This is a genomic window from Mycolicibacterium agri, from assembly GCF_002553505.1.
Lineage (GTDB): Bacteria > Actinomycetota > Actinomycetes > Mycobacteriales > Mycobacteriaceae > Mycobacterium > Mycobacterium agri.
Genome location: NZ_PDCP01000090.1, coordinates 1 through 20,590, shown reverse-complemented (window position 1 = coordinate 20,590; position 20,590 = coordinate 1). Strand labels below are relative to the sequence as shown.

Below are 20,590 nucleotides of genomic sequence, written 5' to 3'. Positions count from 1 at the left end.
CTACGATGCATCACGGACCGACCAACCCCTGGTCGGAATCCAATAGCTCGAGCCTCCGGCGAATCCAGGGCGATTCATACCTTCCCAACCAGCGCGCCAACGCCGGTCTTGATCGAATACCTGATTCCGTGATGATCATCCTCGGGAAGGTGCGCCCATTTTCACGCCCCCACGCCAAGGCTCATCCACAGGTATTGATCATTGCTCGAATCTTGGACGAGTGGATAAGAACGGCACCTGGCCAGAAATTAGGGACCGATGGGTGTCGATGTTTCGCAACCGAGAAGTCCATCCCGGCAAATCTGTTATGAAACAGGTTACCGCAGAAGATGAATGGGTCGTCGAGGCCTACATGGAAACGGACTACTCGAAACTGACCAAGGAAGACTTAGAACGCGTCCTGCTCGATCACGCGCTATTCATACTAAGGGGCACTGACAGTATCGAAACTGGTAGCGACGAGGACTGATGAAACTCAGCGACATCTTCGACCTACGGTACGGACACTCGCTCGAACTCAACGCGCTCCGACAGGTTTCCCCACCCGACGGCATCAACTTCGTATCTCGAGCAATGCGAAACAACGGGGTGACAGCGCGAGTCTTAGTCGACGTGGAACCTGGCCAGCCCGGTGAGATCACCGTAGCTCTGGGAGGCAACGGCGTCCTCTCCTCGTTCGTGCAGCCAGAGCCGTTCGTGTGTGGACGAGACGTAATGATTCTCGCCGCAAAGAATCCGGAGATGTCAACGGTTGAGAAACTGTGGTGGTGCCGATGCATATGGGAGAACAGGTACAGGTTCTCTTACGGGCGACAAGCAAACCGAACCCTAGGCTCTCTCGCTGTCCCTGACGAGGTTCCAGCGTGGGTGAGCGAGTTGAAGTTGCCTACATACAACGGCCTTTCGCAGCCAGCAGGCCCACCTGTAGCCCTAAGCCCTACTGAGGCGTGGAGATTGTTCGCTCTCGACGACATCTTCACAGTCAGGAAGGGAAAGCGGCTCACTAAAGCAGATCGGGAACCCGGCGGCACCAGATTTGTTGGCGCATCAGAAAAGAACAACGGCATCACTGACCTCTGCGACCTGGAGCCCAACTTCGACCGGCATTGTCTTACTGTGCCTTACAACGGCAACTCGGTTGGAATCGCCTTCTACCAAGACGAGCCGTTCTTTGCATCCGACGACGTTCAGGTCCTCACCCCTAAGACGGATGTTTCCCGCCTAGCGCTCCTATTCGCCGCAGCAGTGATCAGATTCGAACGTGGCCGATTCACTTACGGCTACAAGTGGAATCTGACGCGCATGAAGAAAACCCAGATTCGACTGCCAGTGAACAGCGATGGCGATCCAGACTGGGACTACATGGACACGGTAATGCGTGGTCTCCCCTTCTCGGGAGTAGTAGCTTCACTCCAGAGTTGACACAGAGGTCGTTGAGAGAGTTCCACCGGAACGAAATTGACCGCTCATGCGCCATCTCCAAGCAGTTTCGCAGCCGCCTCTGCGTAACGCACTGCAGTTCCATGCGACACTCCGAAAACTGCTGCGAGGTGCAGCGGGCCTGTCTGAATAACGGTGGGTGAGGTCCGGCCTGATCCGAAAGGAGACGGCCGTGGCTGACACGACCGAGTTGCTGGAAGAGGCGATGATCGATCCCGTGACGGGAGAGATCATCGATCAGAAGGACCTCGCCGAGCGGTTGCTGGCGCAGGCGAAGGAGCAAGGCGTGAGCCTGGTCGGCCCGGGAGGGCTGCTGAACCTGGCGTGTTCCCCATGGATGAGACCGGCTGGTTTTAGAGTCCTGTAGCCCGAGGTCGGGCTGGAAGGGACGATGGAGAACATGGCTGGTCGCAAGCGGCATTCCGCGGAGGACATCGTGCGCAAGTTGCGCCGCGCGGATGAGCTGGCTGCCGAGGGCAGGACCGGTGAGGAGATCGCCGCCGAGCTGGGGTGTCGGCGGCCACGCTGTACAACTGGCGCCGCACCTACGGCGGGATGGACACCGACGCCGCCAAGGAACTCAAACAGCTGCGCGAGCAGAACGCTCGCCTCAAGCGGCTGCTGGCCGAGGCCGAGCTGGAGAAGGACGCCCTGCGGGAGGTGGCGAAGGGAAAATTCTGAGCCCAGCAGCCAAGCGCCGCGCCGTCGACATGCTCAAGGCCACGTTGGGCATCTCGGAGCGGCTGGCGTGCAAGGTTGTTGGGCTGACCCGGTCCACCTACCGTCGCCTGCCGGCCGCGCAGACACCGGCCGATCCGGATGCCGAATTGAGGGCCTGGCTGCGCGCCTACGCCGCCAAACACCCCTGCCACGGATTCCGGCGCGCCTGGGCGACGCTGCGCTACGACGAACACCGTGAGGTCAACAAGAAGAAGGTCCACCGCCTGTGGCGCGAAGAGGGCCTGCAGGTCCGCATCCGCAGTCCACGTAAGCGGGCCGGGGTCTCCTCGGCACCTCCTGTCAAGGCTGATGCGCCGAAGGTGGTGTGGGCCATCGACTTCCAATTCGACTCCACTGTCGACGGCAAGGCCATCAAGATCGCCTCGATGATCGACGAACACACCCGCGAATCGCTGCTGAACATCGTGGAGCGCTCGATCACCGGCGAACACCTGGTCGCCGAACTCACCAAGGTGTTCGCCGCCCACGGTGGCCCGCCGAAGGTGCTGCGTCTGGACAACGGCCCAGAGATGGTCTCCCAAGCGCTGCAGCGCTTCTGTGAGAACCAGACCGGGCTGGTCTACATCCCGCCGGGCTGCCCGTGGGACAACGGCTACATCGAATCGTTCAACAACCGCCTGCGCAGGGAGTGCCTCAACCGCAACCACTGGAACACCCTGCTGGAAGCCCGCGTGGTCATCGGCGACTTCAAACACGACCACAATCACCGCCACCGCCACTCGGCCCTGGGCTACCGCACACCGGCCGAGTACGCTGCAGCCTGCAGATGCACCCACACCCCGGTGGCCTGCACCACGAACTGAGAACGGATCAAACCAACCCGACTCTAGAACCGGGTGGACTCAAAATCGGGGACTCGCCAAACCAGCTGACGAAGAACGTTCTCGAAACGGCGCTGAACGCCGAGCTGACCGAACACCTCGGCCACGAGCACGGCGGGACCCCGATCGGCGAGAACATGCGCAACGGGACGAGGACGAAGACGGTGCTCACCGAGATCGGGCCGGTCGAGATCGAAGTCCCCAGGGATCGCGACGGGTCGTTCGAGCCCGTGATCGTCCCCAAGCGCAAGCGCCGCCTGGATGGCATCGACCAGATCGTGCTGTCGCTGACCGCCCGTGGGTTGACGACCGGGGAGATCGCCGCGCACTTCGATCAGGTCTACGGGGCGAAGGTCTCCAAAGACACGATCAGCCGGGTCACCGAGAAGGTCGCCGGGGAGCTCGCCGAATGGGCCAGTCGCCCGCTGGATCCGATCTATCCGGTCATCTTCGTCGACGCGATCGTGGTGAAGGTCCGTGACGGGCAGGTCCGCAACACCGCGTTCTACGTCGTGATGGGCGTCACCGTGAACGGGGAGCGCGACATCCTCGGCATCTGGGCCGGGGACGGCCAGGAGGGCGCCCGGTTCTGGTTGGGCGTGTTCACCGAGCTGAAGAACCGCGGTGTCGAGGACGTCCTCATCGCCGTCTGCGACGGGCTGAAGGGCCTGCCGGAGGCGATCAACACCACCTGGGAGCAGACGGTCGTGCAGCAGTGCATCGTCCACCTGATCCGCAACTCGTTCCGTTATGCCGGCAGGCAGCATCGGGACGCGATCGTCCGTTCGCTCAAGCCCGTCTACACCGCCCCGTCCGAACAAGCGGCGAAGGACAGATTCGAGGAGTTCGCCGCCGAGTGGGGACAACGGTATCCGGCGATCGTGCAGCTCTGGCGCTCTTCCTGGGCGGAGTTCGTGCCGTTCCTGGAGTACGACGTTGAGATCCGCAAAGTGATCTGCACGACCAACGCGATCGAGTCGATCAACGCCCGCTACCGGCGCGCCGTCCGGGCGCGCGGGCACTTCCCGAACGAGGCCGCGGCGATCAAGTGCTTGTACTTGGTGACACGGTCGCTTGACCCCACTGGCGGCGGGAGGGCACGCTGGGTGCTCAGGTGGAAGCCCGCGCTGAACGCGTTCGCGATCACCTTTGCCGGACGGTTCGAAAGAACCACTCACTGAAAACCGCCGGGCCTCACACACCGTTCATCGGACAGTCCCTCCTCAACTGATGACACCCGAGGAGTTCGCGGCGCTCGGGGTCGCGTTCGCCAAGATCAAGGCCACCGTCGACGAGGCTGACGCCGAGGAGGCCGCTGCGGCACAGTGAGTCCGGTCGTGGGCGATGACGGCCGGCAGTGCGTCCTGCCGCGAGCGAAAAGACGCGATCGACTCCGCGCCGACCCCACCGGTCGGACAATGGCCCATGTCCGTGGCCGCCTGGATCGTCATCGCGGTGTTCGCCGTCGGGTTGATCGCCACCGGGCTGGTGCGTATGCAGGATCGGCTGAAGAAGCCGGTCCCGCCCGAGGTGATCGAAGCGGCACGGCGCGAGCGCGAGCGAGACGCCGAAGACGAGGAGTGACCGGCCGGGTCAGCCCACCGTCAGCAACACCTTTCCGATCGCGTCTCCGCTGTCGAGGTGGTTGTGTGCGGCGGCCGCCCCGCCGAGCGGGAAGGTGCGGTCGACGACCGGCTTGACCTTGCCGGACTCGATCAGCGGCCAGGTCCGGCCGACCGTTGCGGCGACGATCTCGGCCTTGCCGCCGGGACCGTGCACGGGGCGGGAGCGCAGTGTCGTGCCCATCACCGATGCCCGCTTGCCGAGCAACAGCCCGATGGGCAGCTCCGCCTTGGTGCCGCACTGCATGCCGATGATCACCAGACGGCCGCCGGTGGCCAGGGCCTTGACGTTCGACGCCAGGTATTTGGCGCCGATGATGTCGAGGATGACGTCGGCGCCGCCCTAGTCTCGCAGGACCGCGGCGAAGTCCTCGCTCGTGTAGTCGATGAGGATCTCCGCGCCGAGTTCGCGGCATCTCGCCAACTTCTCCCGGGTACGCGCCGTCACCGCGACCCGCGCGCCCATCGCGTGCGCGACCTGCGTGGCGTGGGTGCCGATGCCGCTCGACCCGCCGTGGATCAGCAGCAGCTCGCCGGTGGACAGCCCGGCGGTGTCGAAGACGTTCGAAGACACGGTGCATGCCAACTCAGGCAGCGCGGCCGCGGAGATGAGGTCGACGCCACGGGGCACCTGCATCACCTGCTCGGACGGCACCGCGACCTTCGTCGCGTAACCGCCGCCGGCGAGCAGCGCGCAGACCTCGTCGCCCACCCGCCAGCCCGACACGACCTCGCCGAGCTCGCAGATCCGGCCGGACACCTCGAGGCCCATGATCTCCGACGCCCCTGGCGGTGGCGGATAGTTGCCCGCGCGCTGAAGTAGGTCGGCGCGATTCACTCCCGCCGCGACCACGTCGATGACCACCTCGCCAGCGGCCGGTGACGGGTCGGGGACATCCTGCAGGGACAGATTCTCGGCTTCGACGACGATGGCTTTCACGGTGTCGATGGTTCCACAGCGGCGTGTGGGCCCGAGGGCCTTCGATCCGCCCGGTCAGAACCGGTCAGGAACCGGCCAGCACGGTGACGTGGTTGGCGACGGCCAGGCCGCCCATGTTGTGGACCAGCGCGTGGTGCGCGTCGGTCAGCTGCATGTCCCCGGCGCGACCGGCCAGCTGGAGTGCGCCGATCACGTGCTGGGACACGCCGGTGGCGCCGACCGGATGTCCCTTCGCCTTGAGCCCGCCGGAGACGTTGACCGGCAACCGGCCGTCGCGGGCGGTCCACCCCTCCTCGATCGCGCGGCGTCCCTGACCCGGTTCGGTCAGGCCGAGCATCTCGTAGACGATGAGCTCGGCGATGGTGAAACAGTCGTGCACCTCGGCGAGGGACATGTCAGCGAGGGACAGCTTCGCCATCTCCAGGGCGCGCTGGGTGGCCAGCCGGCCGGCGGCGAAGTCGGTGATGTCGCGGCGGTCGGGGTCGAGGTGGTCGTTGGCGTGGGCGAACCCCTCGACCCAGGCCAGTGCCGACGACGGGTTCCGTTGCAGGACGAGCGCGGCGGCGCCGTCGCTGACGAGCGAGCAGTCGGTGCGGCGCAGCTGCCCGGCCACCACCGGATTGCGCTCGGAGACGGTGGAGCAGAACTCGACGCCGAGATCCTTGCGGACCTGTGCCCAGGGGTTGGCGCACCCGTTCGCATGATTCTTCGCCGCGATCCGGCCGAGCACGTCGCCGAGGTCGTCGATCTCATGGCGTCGGGCGTACTGATCTGCCACCTCGGCGAAGACGCCCACGAAGCCGCCGGGGAAATCGGTCCCGGCGCGCTGCGGGTCGGCGCCGAGCAGTGCACGCCCGACGGTGGCGTTGTCGACGTGCGTCATCTTCTCCACGCCGACCACGAGCACGGTGTCGGCCGTCCCGGACAGGATGGCCTTGACGCCCTGGTGGACGGCGGCCGTGCCCGAGGCGCAAGCGTTCTCGACCCGGGTCATGGGCTTGCCCCAGAGGCCGGGTGCGGCTCGCATCGGCAAGGAGGACGGGAAGGCGAAATCGGTGAGGGCGCTGTTGAACTGGGCGACGAAGACCTCGTCGACCTCGCGGGCGTCGACCTGCGCGTCGGACAGGGCCTCGGTGGTGACCGCGGACACCAGTGAGGACAGGTCGTCGTCGACGAGTTTGCCGAAGCGGGTGTGGCCCACCCCGGTGATGCCGATGCGTGTGCTGGTCATGCTCTCTCCTGTGCTGCGAGTTGGAAACGGCGGATCTTGCCCACCGAGGTGCGCGGCAACTCGTCGATGACGGTCCACCGGCGCGGCCGCGCCGCGGGTTGCAGGTTCTGTTCGGCCCACTGCCGCAACTGTTCCGGCGACGGCGGCACGTCCTTGTCGGCCGGCACGATCCAGGCGGCGGGAACGTGGTCCCGGATCGGGTCGTCGATCGCGAGGACCGCGGCCTCGAGGACGCCGGGTGCCTCGGCGAGTGCGGCCTCGATCTCGGTCAGCGAGACGTTCTCGCCAGACACCTTGACCACGTCGTCGACGCGTCCGACGAACGCCAATTGGCCGTCGTCGCAACGCCGTACGAGGTCACCCGTGCTGAACCACACAAGGTCGGCGTCGGGCGTCGGCACGTCGAGGTCGACGAAGGCGCGGGCGTCGGCGGCGGGATTGTCGAGGTAACCGGCGAACAGGTCGCGACCCCGCACCCCGGCCACGGTGAGGATGCCGGGCTCCCCGTCGGCGGCCGGTCGGCCGGTGTTCGGATCGATCAGAGTGATTGCGCGACCGCCGATCTCCGGTCCTATCCGGTCATGGGTGGGACGATCGGGGTCGTTGGCGGTGACCACGGCGACGGTCTCGGTCATGCCGTAGATCTGCCGTGGGGCGGCACCGCACAGCCTCGCCATCTCCGACCAGTGGCCCAGGGCCAGGTTCTGGGCGAACCAGAGATGGTGCAGGCTCAGCCGTGGCGCGTCGTCGCGGCGTCGGGCGAGGATCATCCTGATCGGCGCGGCGAACAGGCTGGCATGGGTGGCCTGCAGTTCGTCGACCTCGTGCGGCCAGCGACTCGCGGTGAACCGTGCGGTGAGGGCCACCGACGCGCCGGTCGCGATCGCCGAGGCGAAGCAGTAGTACTGCGCGTTGGCGTGGAACAGCGGCAGGCACACGTACCAGCGATGATGCGGGCGGAGTTGTGCCAGGTCGGCCATGGTCCGTCCGACGTGGGCGTAGTTCGCCTGGGTGAGCACCACGCCCTTGGGCTCGGAGGTGGTGCCGGAGGTGAACATGACCGCGAGCCGGTCGTCCGGTGCCGCGCTCGCAGGTTCCTGCCACATGTCGGAACCGACCAGCGGCGAACCGTCCCGGAGGTCGGCGGCGGTCTCGGCGAGGGCGATCGCCTGCTCGGCGCCGCCGGCGGTGACCGTCTCCTCGAACTCCTCGGCGCAGATCGTCACCGCGGGACGGATGCGGCGCAGCTGACGGGCGACGTCGCGCGGGGTCGAACCGGGATCGACCGGGACGAACCAGGCGCCGAGCCGAGCGGTGGCCAGCCAGATCGCGATGAACGCCGGACAGTTGCGCAGCATCACGTGGATCGGAGTGTCGGCATCGACGCCACGCTCGGCCAGGGTGGCCGCGACCCGGCCCACGACGTCGTCGAAGCGGTCGTAGGTCCAGGAGGAGACGGTGCCGTCGAGATCCCGGAACACCAGGAACTCGCGCGCACCGTGGTCGCGGACCGCTCGGTTCCACAGGGCAGCAAAGGTCTCGGCCATGGCTGTGACGGTAGTCACCTGTCCGGGGGGTCGCCGTGTCCCAACTTGGGACAGTCTCGGGCCGTGGACAGCACGGAACCACTCCCGAGACACCTGGACGACGGGTCCCGGAAGGGCCGTCGCCCAGGGAATTTCGAGGTGAGGTGGCCGTTTGGCGCGTCGCAGAGGGCAGGAGGGTCAGGCGGTGATCCCGTACGTGCGGAGCTTGCGGTAGAGGCTGGAACGGGCCATCCCGAGGTGGGCCGCCGCCGCCACCCGGTTGCCGTCGAACTCGCGCAGGGCGGCCACGATCGCGTCGCGTTCGGCCTGCTCGAGTGGGGTCAGGTTGTGCGAGACCGTGGTCTGGCAGTACCCGGGGAGGTCCTGCTCCTGGATCTCGCCCACCGGGCGCTGGCGCAGTGCGTGCTGCAGGGCCTCGGTCAGCTGGGTGACGTTGCGCGGCCACGAGTATCGCGAGACGACACGCATCGCCGCCGGGCTCAGGCGAACACGACGCTCGGGGGCGATCTGCCGGAGGACCGAGGCCACGATCTGGGGCAGGTCGTCGGTGCGCAACCGCAGGGGTGGGACGGTGATCGCGACCTCGAAGTGCGACAGCAGCATCTGGAACGGCAGGTCCGAATCGAGCGAGGAGTCCGACAGCGTCGCCACGCACCACGTCGGCTCCTCGTGCTCGGCCAGCGCCCTGAGGATGTTCGAGATCTGTTCGGCGCCTTCGGTACTCGCCTGGTCGATGTTGCGGATGATGAACAGGGTCGGGCAGGCCTGGCCGGCGAGCATGGTGTCCAGATCCACGTCGGTGTCAACCTCGTCGACGATCTGGCAGGCGTCGATGCTGACGCTGCGGGCGTCGGGGAAGGCGTCGTGGAAGATCTCGGCGACCAGGGTGAACTTGCCCGAGCCGCTCTCGCCGATGACCACGGCGGGTTGGTTCTCGGTCAGCACCTGACGCACCTGTTCGCAGGCCCTGACCCAGGCCGGGGTCGAGCCCATCGCGACGCTCTGGCGCTGCTGACGCGTCAGGTCCCCGACCACGCGCGACGACGAATGTCCTGCGATGGCGATCTGCGGCAGCACGTGCTCGTCGAAGTCGCCGGGGAGGCCGAAGCGCGGGGCGGAGGCGATCTCGGCGATCACCACCAGTCCGGCCACCTCCGAGCCCACCAGGATGCGGGTTCCCCGCAGGGTCACCAGCCGGTCGTCGGGCAGGGCGATGGTGTCGCTGGCCTTGTCCCGCCGGCCCATCATGAAGAGGGCGTGGTCGCGCAACAGTTGCTGCTCGGCACTGGAGAACAGGGCCTGAGCTGCGGCGTTGGCCATGAACACCGAATCGCCGAAGGCGAGCACCGCCTGGCGTCCGGCCTTGGCGTCGATCTGGATGTAGGTGTCGAAGATCGCCTGTTGGGACTGGCTGCGGTCCAGGAGCAGGTTGCGCGCGATGTCCTTGGCGGCCGCCTTGACCAGGGTGTGCATGAGCGGGCTCCAGCCCGTGCTCAGCGTGGAGATGTCCAGGACGCCCTCGATGCGGCGGGTCACCGGGTCGATGATCGGGGCGCCGGTGCAGGCGAAGGTCTGCAGGTTCTCGGCGAAGTGTTCGGGGCCGACGACGCTGATGGGCTGGCCCGCCTCGAAGACGGTGCCGACCCCGTTGGTGCCCATCGAGTCCTCCGAGTAGCGGAAGCCGGGGGCGAAGTTCACTCGGTCCAGGAGGCGTCCGACCGCGCCCGAGGTGTCGATCCGCTGGATCACGCGGGCGCGGCTGTCGGTCAGCGCGATCACCATCGGGGTGTCGCCGACATCGGTGCCCAGCTGGCGCAGGACCGGGCGGGCGCAGCGCATCAGCAGGGAGCCGGTGTCGATCTCGTCGCTGAAGTCGGTGCACGGCTGGGAGTGGTCGACGCCGGCAGCCTGGCTGCGCTCCCACGAGGCGGCCACGATGTCGGGTACGCCCGCTGCGCCTGATCTGCCCGATTCGAGGAAATCCGCCCTGGCCGCGGCGGTTCGCAGCATTCGATTCGTGGCGTTGAGCACGCTCGTCTCCTCACTTCCTCGGAAGATGACTGAACCATCATCCCTGTGATGCGGGACACAACCAACCCCCGAAAGTGTCCGAACTTGGGACAGATCGAGGATGTGAGACACGCGTCACAGTGGTCTGCGTCACTTCCCGAACCCGACGACGACGCCGGGTCCCCACCAACCGAGTTCCATCGAGAACTCCCGGACCAAGGAGTGCGCCCCAGTGACCACACTCATCAACATCGACAACGGGGGAACCCTGACCGACATCTGTGTCTGGGACGGCCAGGGCTTCACCTTCACCAAGACCCTGACCACGCCACACGACCTGTCCGAGTGCCTGTTCAGCGGCATCGAGAAGGTGTCGGAGTCCCTCTACGGGCAGGCCGACCTCGAGAAGATCCTGCACGCCACCGACCACATCCGGTACTCGACGACCCAGGGCACCAACGCCCTCGTCGAACGCCGCGGACCGATGATCGGCATCCTGACCACGCTGTCGAACCTCGACACGGTGATGCGCAAGTCCGACGCGGAGAACGACCTGTGGGACGGCTTGATCGCCGACCGCTACCTGACCGTCGACGTCGAGGACGAGAACCTCGAATTCGAGCTGGTCCAGTCGGTCAACCGGCTCACCACGCTGGGCGCGGCGCGCGTCGTCGTCACCGCGGCCAACCCTGAGGACGAGCGCCGCCTGCGCAGCGTCCTGCTCCGCAAGTTCCCCCGCCAGCTGCTGGGTTCGATCCCGGTGATCTACAGCTGGGACCTCGCCGGCGACCGCGACGACGCCCGCCGCACCTGGTCGTGCGTCATCAACTCGTTCCTGCACCCGACCATGGAGCGTTTCCTCTACGGCGCCGAACGCCGGCTCAAGGAGTTCCGGGTCGCCAACCCGCTGCTGGTCTACCGCAACGACGGCGCCTCCTCCCGCGTCGCCAAGTCCGTGGCACTCAAGACCTACTCGTCCGGTCCGCGCGGCGGCCTCGAGGGCACCGCTGCCCTGGCCCGGGTCTACGGACTCAACCGCGTCGTGATGATGGACATCGGCGGCACCACCACCGACGTCGGCGTGGTCGAGGGCGAGCAGGTCGCCACCCGCGAGCGCGGCTCCATCAAGGGCGTGCCGATCTCCTACCCGATGAGCGAGGTCCACTCCAAGGGCGTCGGCGGCTCGTCGGTGATCCAGGTGGTCGACGGCGAGATCCAGGTCGGCCCGCAGTCGGTCGGCGCGGCACCCGGTCCCGCCTGTTTCGGATTCGGCGGCAAGCAGGCGACCATCACCGACGTCAACCTCCTGCTGGGCGTGCTCGACGCGGACACCTACCTGGACGGCACCTTCAAGCTCGACGCCGAGCGTTCCAAGGCGGTCATCACCGAGACCATCGCCGAGCCGCTCGGGGTCGGCCTCGAAGAAGCCCTCGTCCGGATGGAGCAGGCGTACTTCGAAGCCGTCGCCGGTTCCTTCTCCCACCTGGTCGACGCCGACACCACCCTCGCCGCCTTCGGCGGGGCCGGCCCGATGAGCGCCGCGGGCGCGGCGCGCGTCGCGGGCGTCAAGCGGGTGCTGATCCCGCGCACCGCCGCGGTGTTCTCCGCACTGGGCATCTCCTTCTCGAACGTGGGCAAGACCTACGAGGTCACGGTCCCCGTCGCCACCACCGAGGCAGCTGCGGCCACCCACGCCGAGCTGGTCGAGCGGGCCGAGCGCGACATGTTCCAGGAGGGGTACGCCCTCGCCGACTGCACGGTCTCCAGCGAACTGATCATCGAGGGGATCGACGGCAACATCGCCGAGCGGCGGCCCTACATCCCCGGCGACGCGGTCGACTACCCCGAGCAGCTCGCGACCCTGCGGTTCACCGTCACTGCCGAACTGTCCCAGCCGGAACTGACCGCCGACACCGAGGTCACCCCGACCCCGGCGCCGAGCATCGGGACCCGCCGGGTGCGCAGCGGCGCCGACCAGGTCGACGAGGTGCCGGTGCACGTGCTCGACGAACTCTCGCCCGGCAACTCCGGCGAAGGGCCGGCCATCGTCGAGGGCCCGTTCTTCACCGCCCGCGTGCTGCCCGGCTGGCAGTTCCGCGTCACCTCCGCCGGAGACCTGCTCCTCACCGACACCCTCTGACATCCCCGCCCTGAAAGACACCGACATCTGAGAGGAGGACTCGAGATGCGAGTCCCCATGACCGAGTACCTCGTGATCGATCTGGACACCGAACGCTGGGTGTGCCGGGTCTGTGAACACGACATGGGCTCCGCCCACGACAACTACAAGCCGGGAACGCTTGTGTACGACCGCGATCCGCGTGAGATCCACCAGCCGATCATCGACCCGGAGCGCTACGAGTACACCTTCAGCCCCGACCCCACCTACTGCCGGATCCTGGAGTACTACTGCCCCGGATGCGGCACCCAGATCGAGGTCGAGTACCTGCCGCCGGGCCATCCGCCGACCGTCGACATGGTCATCGACGTCGCCGCGCTGCGCAAGCAGTGGGAGGAACGCGGCGTCGATCCCGAAGAGGTCTTCAACTACGGACCCGGCGAGGACGCCCAGAAGTACACCGCCGCACTGAAGGCCATCGGCCACATCCGCTGACCACCACATAGGAGCTGCACCATGAAGCGCATATCCGTCGACATTGGCGGTACCTTCACCGATTGTTTCTTCGTCTGGGACGACATCTACGTCGACGCCAAGGCCCTGACGACCCACCACAACCTGGCACTCGGCTTCAACGAGGCCCTCGACCTGGCCTGCAAGCGGGCCGGCCTCGACCGCGACACCGTGCTCAGCGAGGTCGACTCCGTCCGCTACGCAACGACTCTCGGAACCAACGCACTGATCGAGCGCAAGGGACCGAAGGTGGCGGCCATCGTCACCCACGGCTTCGAGGACACCATCCCGCTGTCTCGAGGCCGCGGCTACGGCGAGGGCCTCGACTACACCATGCAGCAGAACCTGCCGGCCGCCGAGCGTCCCGACCCGATCGTGCCCCGTCAGCTGATCCGCTCGGTCAAGGAGCGCATCAACTCCGCCGGCAAGATCGTCGCGCCGCTCGACCCGGAGGACGTGCGCAAGACGGTGCGCGAACTGGTCAACGAGGGTGCCGAGGCCATCGTCGTCTCGCTGGTCAACGCCACCGAGAATCCCGTGCACGAGTTGGCGATCCAGGAGATCATCCTCGACGAGTTCCCGCCGCACGAGCTCGGCGCCATCCCGGTTCTGCTGGGCCATCAGGTGTCCGGCCGCAAGGGCGAGTACGTGCGGTCCACGTCGACCATCATCGACGCCTTCCTGCACGAGATCATGTTCCACGCGCTGTCGCAGCTGTCGAACAACCTGCGCGACTCCGGGTACGACAAGCCGATGCTGGTCATCCACAACTCGGGCGGCATGGCGCAGATGAACTCCACCGATGCGCTGCAGACCATCCACTCCGGTCCGATCGCGGGTGTCGGTGCGGCCGAGCACTTTTCCGCCGAGACCGGGCTCGGCCACGTCATCTCCACCGACATGGGCGGCACCTCCTTCGACATCGGCCTGGTGCCGGAGGGCGGCGTCAAGCACTACGACTTCCTGCCGACCATCGATCGGTGGCTGGTCAGCGTGCCGATGGTCCACCTCGACACCCTCGGTGCCGGCGGCGGGTCGATCGCTAGCTACGACCGCATCCACAACTCGATCAAGATCGGGCCGGAGTCGGCGGGCTCGAACCCGGGGCCGGCGTGCTACGACCGGGGCGGCCTGCGGCCGACCGTCACCGACGCCGATCTGCTGCTCGGCTACCTCGACCCCGAGAACTACGCCAACGGGTACATCAAGCTCAACCCCAAGCGTTCGGTCCAGGCGATCGAGGACACCCTGTGCGATCCGCTGGACATGGACGTGATCGACATTGCCCGGGTGATCAAGGACAGCGTCGACGAGCAGATGGCGATCGGGATCGGGAAGGAGCTGCGCGTGCGCGGCTACCTTCCCGAGGACTTCACCATGCTTGCCTACGGCGGTAACGGCCCGCTGCACGCCTGCGGCATCGCCCGCCACGCCGGCATCCGCCGGGTCCTGGCCCCGCCGTTCTCCTCGGTGTTCTCCGCCTGCGGCGCCGGCAACATGAAGCAGCTGCACTTCCACGAGCGCAGCGTCCACGTCACCTTCTACAACGCAACCACCCGCACGCTGTACGACAAGTACGACGAGTTCAACGCCGTGGTCGAGGAGCTGGAGGCCTGCGGCCGAGAAGACCTGGTGCGCCAGGGATTCGACGGCGATGAGGTGAAGTACCGCCTCGAGGTGGACATGCGTTACGGCAATCAGCTGCTCACCCAGGCGGTGGCGCTCGACGGCATCAGCCGCATCAACGGCGTCGGTGACGTGCTGGAGATCATCAAGACCTTCGGCGACGTCTACAGCCACCGCTTCGGCGCGTCCTCGGCCGCACCGGAGGCCGGAATCCGGTGCAACACCATCCGAGTGGCGTCCTACGTCGACGGCGACGTGGTCAACTTCGACTCCCTCGACGCCGGCGGCGACCGCACCGAGCCGACCCCGATGGCCCGGCGCAACGTCCACTTCATCGGCCACGACAAGGCGCTCGACACCCCGGTCTACGACCAGGGCGCACTCACCCACGAGCACGTCATCCACGGCCCGGCCATCGTCACCACCGAGAACACCACGTTCCTCGTCGAACCGGAGTGGCGCCTCGAGCCCACCCGCCAGGGTGCCGTCTGGTTCCTGCAAGACTGAGCCACAAACCATTCCAAGCGAGAGAAGAGTTCATCATGACCGCAGTTCACGACCACGACAGCCGCGTCCTGACCCCGCAGGAGCAGGAGTGGGTCGACAAGTTCATGGACGAGACCACGCTGTTCCTCGGGCCCGACCCGGAGATCATGCGCAGCCATGCGATCGCGCCCCGTACCGACCACGAAGAGGCGGCCATCGCCGTCGGCGTCGACCGCATCGAGGTCGAGCGCATCCGCAAGCGCATCGCCGGCGCCCTCGACGAGGGTTACGAGATGTGCGAGGCCCAGGGCGCCGCACCCGGCGCGAAGTGGGGCGACCTCACCACCGCGATCTACACCGCGAGCGGCGACGTCTCCTACCTGTCGTGCCACGGCGTGATCGCGTTCAGCGCGATCCTGCACCACCCGATCCGGTACATCATGAAGTACTGGAAGGACGAGCCCACGGTGGGCGTTCACGAGGGTGACGGCTTCATCCACAACGACGCGCGTTTCGGCAACGTGCACAACACCGATCAGTCGATGATCATGCCGATCATCCGCGACGGCGAGATCATCGCCTGGGTGGCCGCCACCATCCACGAGGGTGAGAACGGCGCCTGCGAGCCCGGCGGCATGCCGTCCGGTTCGGAGACCCCGTTCGACGACGGCCTGCGGATGAGCCCGTTCAAGATCGTCGAGCGCGGCCAGCTGCGCCGTGACCTGCTGACCTTCCTGCAGCACTCCGTGCGCGACCCCAAGCTGCAGCTGGCCGACCTGAAGGTCAAGATCACCGCGGTCCGCAAGATCATGGAGCGCATCGACAAGGTGATCGACGAGGTCGGTGTCGACACCTTCGTCGCGGCCCTGCGCGTCACGGTCGAGGACGTCGACGCCGAGGTGCGCCGGCGGATCAGCGAATTGCCCGACGGCACCTACCGCTTCGACCAGTTCATGGACTCGACGCTGAAGGAGAACATCCTCATCAAGTTCGCCTGCAAGATCACGATCAAGGGCGACAAGATGATCGTGGACCTGCGCGGGACCGGGCCGGAGATCCTCAACCGGGCCATCAACTCGCCGCTGTGTTCGGTGAAATCGATGTTCATGCAGGCGATCCTGGCGTTCTGGTGGCCGGACCTGCCGCGCTGCACCTCGGCGATGAGCTGCATCGAGATCATCTCCGACGAGGGGACCTGGGCCGACGCGTCGTACGACGCCCCGATGGGCCAGTCGCTGCAGGCGTCGTTCCGCGGGTTCTCGGCCTTCCAGGCGCTCTACAGCCGGATGAGCTTCTCGACGCCGAACAAGTACTCCAACGTGGTGGCCAACTGGTTCAACCAGATCAACACCTTCCTGTGGGGCGGCATCACCCAGCACGGCGACATGGTGGGCAACCTGTGTGCCGACCTGAACGGCATGCCCGGCGGCGCAAAGCCTTTCCGCGACGGTGAGGACGCGGTCTCGCCGCTGTTCTGCGCGATGGCCGACACCGCCGAGCAGGAGGTCATGGAGGAAGAGGTCCCGTTCATGCAGCTGGTCTCCAAGCGGCTGGTGCGTGACAACATGGGCTTCGGCAAGTTCACCGGCGGCATGGGCTACGAGATGATCGTCGCCGCCGAGGGCACCCCGCAGTGGGGCTTCATGACGGTCACCTCCGGCGCCAAGTTCTCCTCGATCTACGGCATGTACGGCGGATACGGTTGCGGCACATACCCGCTGTGCATGGTCAAGGGCACGAACGTCTACGAGCACATCCGCAAGGACCCGAAGAAGTTCGACCTGTCGATCGAGAAGGTCATGAACGAGCAGCCCTTCGAGGACGGTCGCTACTCGACCTACCACATGGGCCTGCAGTTCGACCTGGCCAAGGACGGCGAGCTGTACATGATCAGCCAGGGCGCCGGCGGCGGCTACGGCGATCCGCTGGAGCGTCTGCCCGAATCGGTGGTCCACGACGCCGAACTGGGCCGCATCACCCAGAAGGTGGCCGAGGACATCTTCGGCGTGGTCTACGACCCGGTGAACTTCCGCCTGGACGTCGAGGCGACGAACGCCAAGCGCGATGCCGCCCGCAAGGCGCGCCTGGAGCGCGGCAAGCCCTTCGACGAGTTCTGCAAGGAGTTCGTCCAGGACGAGCCGCCGGCCGACGTCCACTACTACGGCTCGTGGGGAGACGTCGAGGAGCTGACCGCCACGGTCTTCACCATCGACGGCCCCGAGCGCGTGGTCGCCCCGCTGGCCGAGCTGCCGCCGATCATGATCCCGGACCGCCGTGAGGTCAAGATCGGACAGTTGGAGGCCCGGATCGCCGAGCTTGAGTCGAAGTACGGCGAGAACGTCCAACGACTGGCCTGATCCGGTCGGCCGGGTGCACCCGTAACCCCGCGCGGGTGCACCCGGCCTTCCGGTCGACACCGATTCTGGAGAAACCAATGTCATCGCTGAAGTCTCTGATCGCCTCGCCGGCCAGTGGGCGCACCCGTCCGGTCCTGATCGATCACACCGATTACGCCACCGCGGTCATCCGCCAGGGTCAGCCGATCCCGTGGGCCGACCTGGCCGCACTCACCGGGCACCAGGGCCAGGTCCATGCCCTACTCGATCCCGACGCCACCTGGCTCGACGTCGGCGCGGTCCAGGGCGCGCACCTGGTGGCCGATCCAGAACTGGTCGCCGCGATGGGCGCGCGCTCCCGCACGGGGTATGCGCTCCGTACCCTGCTGGCCGACGAGGACGGCGTCGCGGGTGTGCAACGCACCGCCAAGACGCTGGCCGACGCGGCCCGTCGTCCGCTGGTCCTCTCGCTCCCGTCGCCGGCGCGCTGGCTCGGTCGTGCGCACGGCGTCGCCGGTACCGGGCTGGACGAGGTCGACCCGGATCGCGCCGACATGGCGTCGACCTACATCGCCGAATGGCTCGGCAAGCTCGCGGAACTCCCGGTGGCGCTGGTCCTCCTCGACGCCCGGGCCCGCGTCGGCGATCCCATCGCCCAGCCCGAGTCGGTGTCGGACTACAGCGCGATCACCAACATCGCCTCGCACCTGGACTGGGTGGTCGCCCTGCGCACCGACGACCAGGTGGAGACGAGCGACGGCACCACGATCTCGCTTCTGCCGGAGGGGTTCTGGTCCGACGACGACGAGATCCCCGCCGGTGACGCGCTGCTCACCGGCATCCCGGCCTCAGCACAGCCCGAGCGAGTGCTCGAGAAGCTGGCCCGACTCGCCTGAAGGGGGACACATGGACAAGACCGCACCCTCCGCCGACGCCGCGGTGTCGGCGGTATCGGACTCGATGATGGTGGCCTCCGGGGGCTTCGGTATCTGCGGCATCCCCGCGGTGTTGCTGGAGGCGTTGTCACGCACCGGCGTTCGCGACCTCACCGTGGTCTCGAACAACTGCGGGATCCCGGGCATCGGCAACTCGCTGCTGCTGGAGAACCGACAGATCCGCAGGCTGATCGCCTCGTACGTGGGGGAGAACAAGGAGCTCGAACGCCAGTACCTCACCGGCGAGGTCGAGATCGAGCTGACGCCGCAGGGAACCCTCGCCGAACGGCTGCGTGCCGGCGGGGCGGGCATCGCCGCCTTCTACACCCAGACCGGCGTCGGGACCCAGGTGGCCGACGGCGGCCTGCCGCTGCGGCACGACGCCGACGGCGCGGTGGCGGTGGCGTCGGCCCCGAAACCACAGGCGGAGTTCGTCTGGGACGGAGCGCCGCGGACGTTCGTGCTCGAGGAGGCGCTGCGCCCGGACGTCGCGTTCGTGCGGGCCTGGAAGGGCGATCGCCACGGAAACCTGGTGTTCCGCAAGGCATCGCGCAACTTCAACCCACTCTGTGCGATGGCGGCGAAGTACACCGTCGCCGAGGTCGAGAACATCCTCGATCCCGGTGACCTCGACCCGGACGAGATCCACCTGCCGGGCATCTACGTCGACGCCGTGCTGCCGTTGACCGTGGCCCAGGCGGCCGACAAGGGCATCGAGCGTCGCACGGTCCGCGAGCTGGAGGAGGTGTCCGCATGAGCTGGACCCGCGATCAGATGGCCGCGCGCGCCGCTGCCGAACTCTCCGACGGCGACTACGTGAACCTCGGCATCGGCCTGCCGACCCTGGTCCCGGGGCATGTGGCGCCCGGGGTGGAGATCGTCATGCAGTCCGAGAACGGCATCCTCGGACTCGGCCCATACCCGTTCGCCGGCGACGAGGACCCGGACCTGATCAACGCCGGCAAGGAGACGGTGACGGTGATCCCGGGCGCCAGCTTCTTTGACTCGGCGACGAGCTTCGGGATGATCCGCTCCGGCAAGGTCGACGTCGCGATCCTGGGCGGCATGCAGGTCAGCGAGCGCGGCGACCTGAGCAACTGGGTGGTTCCCGGAAAGCTGGTCAAGGGCATGGGCGGTGCGATGGATCTGGTGCACGGCGCGCGTCGGGTGATCGTCGTGATGGAGCACTGTGCCAAGGACGGTTCCCCGAAGATCCTGGTGGAGAACACCCTGCCCCTGACCGGTGCCGGCGTGGTGGATCGCATCATCACCGACCTGGCGGTGATCGATGTGACCGACGACGGCCTGCAGCTGGCGGAACTGGCCCCCGGGGTCACCGCCGACGAAGCGGTGGCCGCCACCGGCGCGCCCGTGCGCGTCGCCGTCCCGGATGCGGTGTAGGCCAGACGGTCCGGCCGGTCGGGCGGACACCCTGCCGGCCGGACCGCAGTCGTTCCCGCGTTCGATCCCCTCGCCCGGCGGACCTGTGGGAAGGGAGCGGGGTGGTGCTCGACAGGGCCGGACTCTGACGTACCTTTGCTGGTCAGGGAAGCGTGGCAGAGCGGCCGAATGCACTCGCCTTGAAAGCGAGCGTGGGTAAAGCCACCGGGAGTTCAGATCCCTTCCGCTGCAGGTCAAGGGCGGTTTCGAGTAACCGCCCTTGACCTGTCTCATGGGGCTGAGTGACCGGTATGACACACAGATGACACGTTCGTAGCTATTGTGTCGCCGTGGCTTTGAGAAATGGCGTCAAGAAAGTCCGTGTGGGAAACGCCGTTCGATATGAGGTGCGGCGCTGGGTGATCGACCCCGACGGCGAGCGGCGACAGGTTCGCCGGCGGTTCGAGACCGCGGCCGAGGCCGGCCGCTTTCTGGACGACCTCGACGAGCGCATCGAGCGCGAGGCGGCGGCACAGGCCACAGAAGCCCGGGAGGTCGTCACGGTGGCCGCGGCTGTCGAGCGCTGGCTTGCTGTCCAGCGCATCGCCGAGGCGACGCGAGCGGCGTACCAGGCGGCGCTGGCGCCGGTGGTGGAGGCGCTGGGAGACCGGGATGTGCGCGGTGTGAAACCCGTTGAGTCACCACAACCGTGGCTGGCCCCCCAACATCGCCTCCTCCACCGCTGCCGAATCCCAACCGGACCGCACCGCCTCCCGCAGCGCCAGCGCCCGCTCACGTCGCGCCCGCAGCCCCGCGCCCCGCGCAATCAACCGTGGCCGGCCC

The 20,590-nt window shown here is 67.1% G+C and carries 15 protein-coding genes and 3 pseudogenes; 14 read left to right on the top strand and 4 right to left on the bottom strand.

The window, feature by feature from the left end:
• Positions 1-220 precede the first annotated feature (220 nt).
• From CQY20_RS28735 to CQY20_RS34605, 6 genes and pseudogenes are all read left to right on the top strand, one after another.
• Positions 221-469, top strand: a complete 249-nt coding sequence (locus CQY20_RS28735; RefSeq protein ID WP_174814672.1) for a hypothetical protein — start codon at positions 221-223, stop codon at positions 467-469.
• Positions 469-1,422, top strand: coding sequence for a restriction endonuclease subunit S (locus CQY20_RS28730; RefSeq protein ID WP_234816460.1), 954 nt, complete (start codon positions 469-471; stop codon positions 1,420-1,422). The genes CQY20_RS28735 and CQY20_RS28730 overlap by 1 nt, the downstream gene beginning before the upstream one ends.
• Positions 1,423-1,612: 190 nt before the next feature.
• On the top strand, positions 1,613-1,807 hold the full coding sequence (locus CQY20_RS28725) for a hypothetical protein (protein WP_133119154.1): 195 nt from the start codon (positions 1,613-1,615) through the stop codon (positions 1,805-1,807).
• A 33-nt stretch (positions 1,808-1,840) separates the two neighbouring features.
• A pseudogene (locus CQY20_RS28720) lies at positions 1,841-2,984 on the top strand (IS3 family transposase).
• Positions 2,948-4,183, top strand: coding sequence for an IS256 family transposase (locus tag CQY20_RS28715; RefSeq protein WP_371871015.1), 1,236 nt, complete (start codon positions 2,948-2,950; stop codon positions 4,181-4,183). Before CQY20_RS28720 ends, CQY20_RS28715 begins: the two are co-directional and overlap by 37 nt.
• Positions 4,184-4,346: 163 nt before the next feature.
• Positions 4,347-4,586, top strand: a complete 240-nt coding sequence (locus CQY20_RS34605; RefSeq protein ID WP_131588725.1) for a hypothetical protein — start codon at positions 4,347-4,349, stop codon at positions 4,584-4,586.
• Positions 4,587-4,595: 9 nt separating this feature from the next.
• Here CQY20_RS34605 and CQY20_RS28705 read toward each other — a convergent pair.
• The 4 genes and pseudogenes from CQY20_RS28705 to CQY20_RS28690 form a co-directional block, all read right to left on the bottom strand.
• Positions 4,596-5,564 (bottom strand): annotated as a pseudogene (locus tag CQY20_RS28705) (NAD(P)H-quinone oxidoreductase).
• Between the two features lie 64 nt (positions 5,565-5,628).
• Complete coding sequence (locus tag CQY20_RS28700; RefSeq protein WP_003889995.1) at positions 5,629-6,795, bottom strand: thiolase domain-containing protein; 1,167 nt, start codon at positions 6,793-6,795, stop codon at positions 5,629-5,631.
• Complete coding sequence (locus CQY20_RS28695) at positions 6,792-8,342, bottom strand: class I adenylate-forming enzyme family protein (RefSeq protein WP_097943935.1); 1,551 nt, start codon at positions 8,340-8,342, stop codon at positions 6,792-6,794. Before CQY20_RS28695 ends, CQY20_RS28700 begins: the two co-directional genes overlap by 4 nt.
• Before the next feature lie 177 nt (positions 8,343-8,519).
• A complete protein-coding gene (locus tag CQY20_RS28690; RefSeq protein ID WP_003889997.1) occupies positions 8,520-10,373 on the bottom strand; it encodes a sigma-54-dependent Fis family transcriptional regulator in 1,854 nt (617 codons plus the stop codon).
• A gap of 211 nt (positions 10,374-10,584) precedes the next feature.
• On the opposite strand from CQY20_RS28690, the gene CQY20_RS28685 reads away from it, so the two are divergent.
• From CQY20_RS28685 to CQY20_RS34960, 8 genes and pseudogenes are all read left to right on the top strand, one after another.
• Entirely contained in the window at positions 10,585-12,492 is a 1,908-nt protein-coding gene (locus CQY20_RS28685; RefSeq protein ID WP_003889998.1) for a hydantoinase/oxoprolinase family protein, read from the top strand.
• A 45-nt stretch (positions 12,493-12,537) separates the two neighbouring features.
• Positions 12,538-12,966 (top strand): acetone carboxylase subunit gamma, encoded by a 429-nt coding sequence (locus CQY20_RS28680; protein ID WP_006900985.1) that lies wholly within the window; start codon positions 12,538-12,540, stop codon positions 12,964-12,966.
• Positions 12,967-12,987: 21 nt separating this feature from the next.
• Positions 12,988-15,117, top strand: a complete 2,130-nt coding sequence (locus tag CQY20_RS28675) for a hydantoinase/oxoprolinase family protein (RefSeq protein WP_097943933.1) — start codon at positions 12,988-12,990, stop codon at positions 15,115-15,117.
• 35 nt (positions 15,118-15,152) lie between these two features.
• Complete coding sequence (locus CQY20_RS28670; protein WP_097943931.1) at positions 15,153-17,453, top strand: hydantoinase B/oxoprolinase family protein; 2,301 nt, start codon at positions 15,153-15,155, stop codon at positions 17,451-17,453.
• Positions 17,454-17,530: 77 nt separating this feature from the next.
• Positions 17,531-18,328 (top strand): hypothetical protein, encoded by a 798-nt coding sequence (locus CQY20_RS28665; protein ID WP_003890002.1) that lies wholly within the window; start codon positions 17,531-17,533, stop codon positions 18,326-18,328.
• A 10-nt stretch (positions 18,329-18,338) separates the two neighbouring features.
• Entirely contained in the window at positions 18,339-19,124 is a 786-nt protein-coding gene (locus tag CQY20_RS28660) for a CoA transferase subunit A (protein WP_003890003.1), read from the top strand.
• Positions 19,121-19,768: a 3-oxoacid CoA-transferase subunit B gene (locus tag CQY20_RS28655; protein WP_003890004.1), complete on the top strand. Its 648-nt coding sequence runs from the start codon at positions 19,121-19,123 to the stop codon at positions 19,766-19,768. Before CQY20_RS28660 ends, CQY20_RS28655 begins: the two co-directional genes overlap by 4 nt.
• Positions 19,769-20,097: 329 nt before the next feature.
• Positions 20,098-20,590: pseudogene (locus tag CQY20_RS34960) on the top strand (hypothetical protein); the annotation flags it as partial.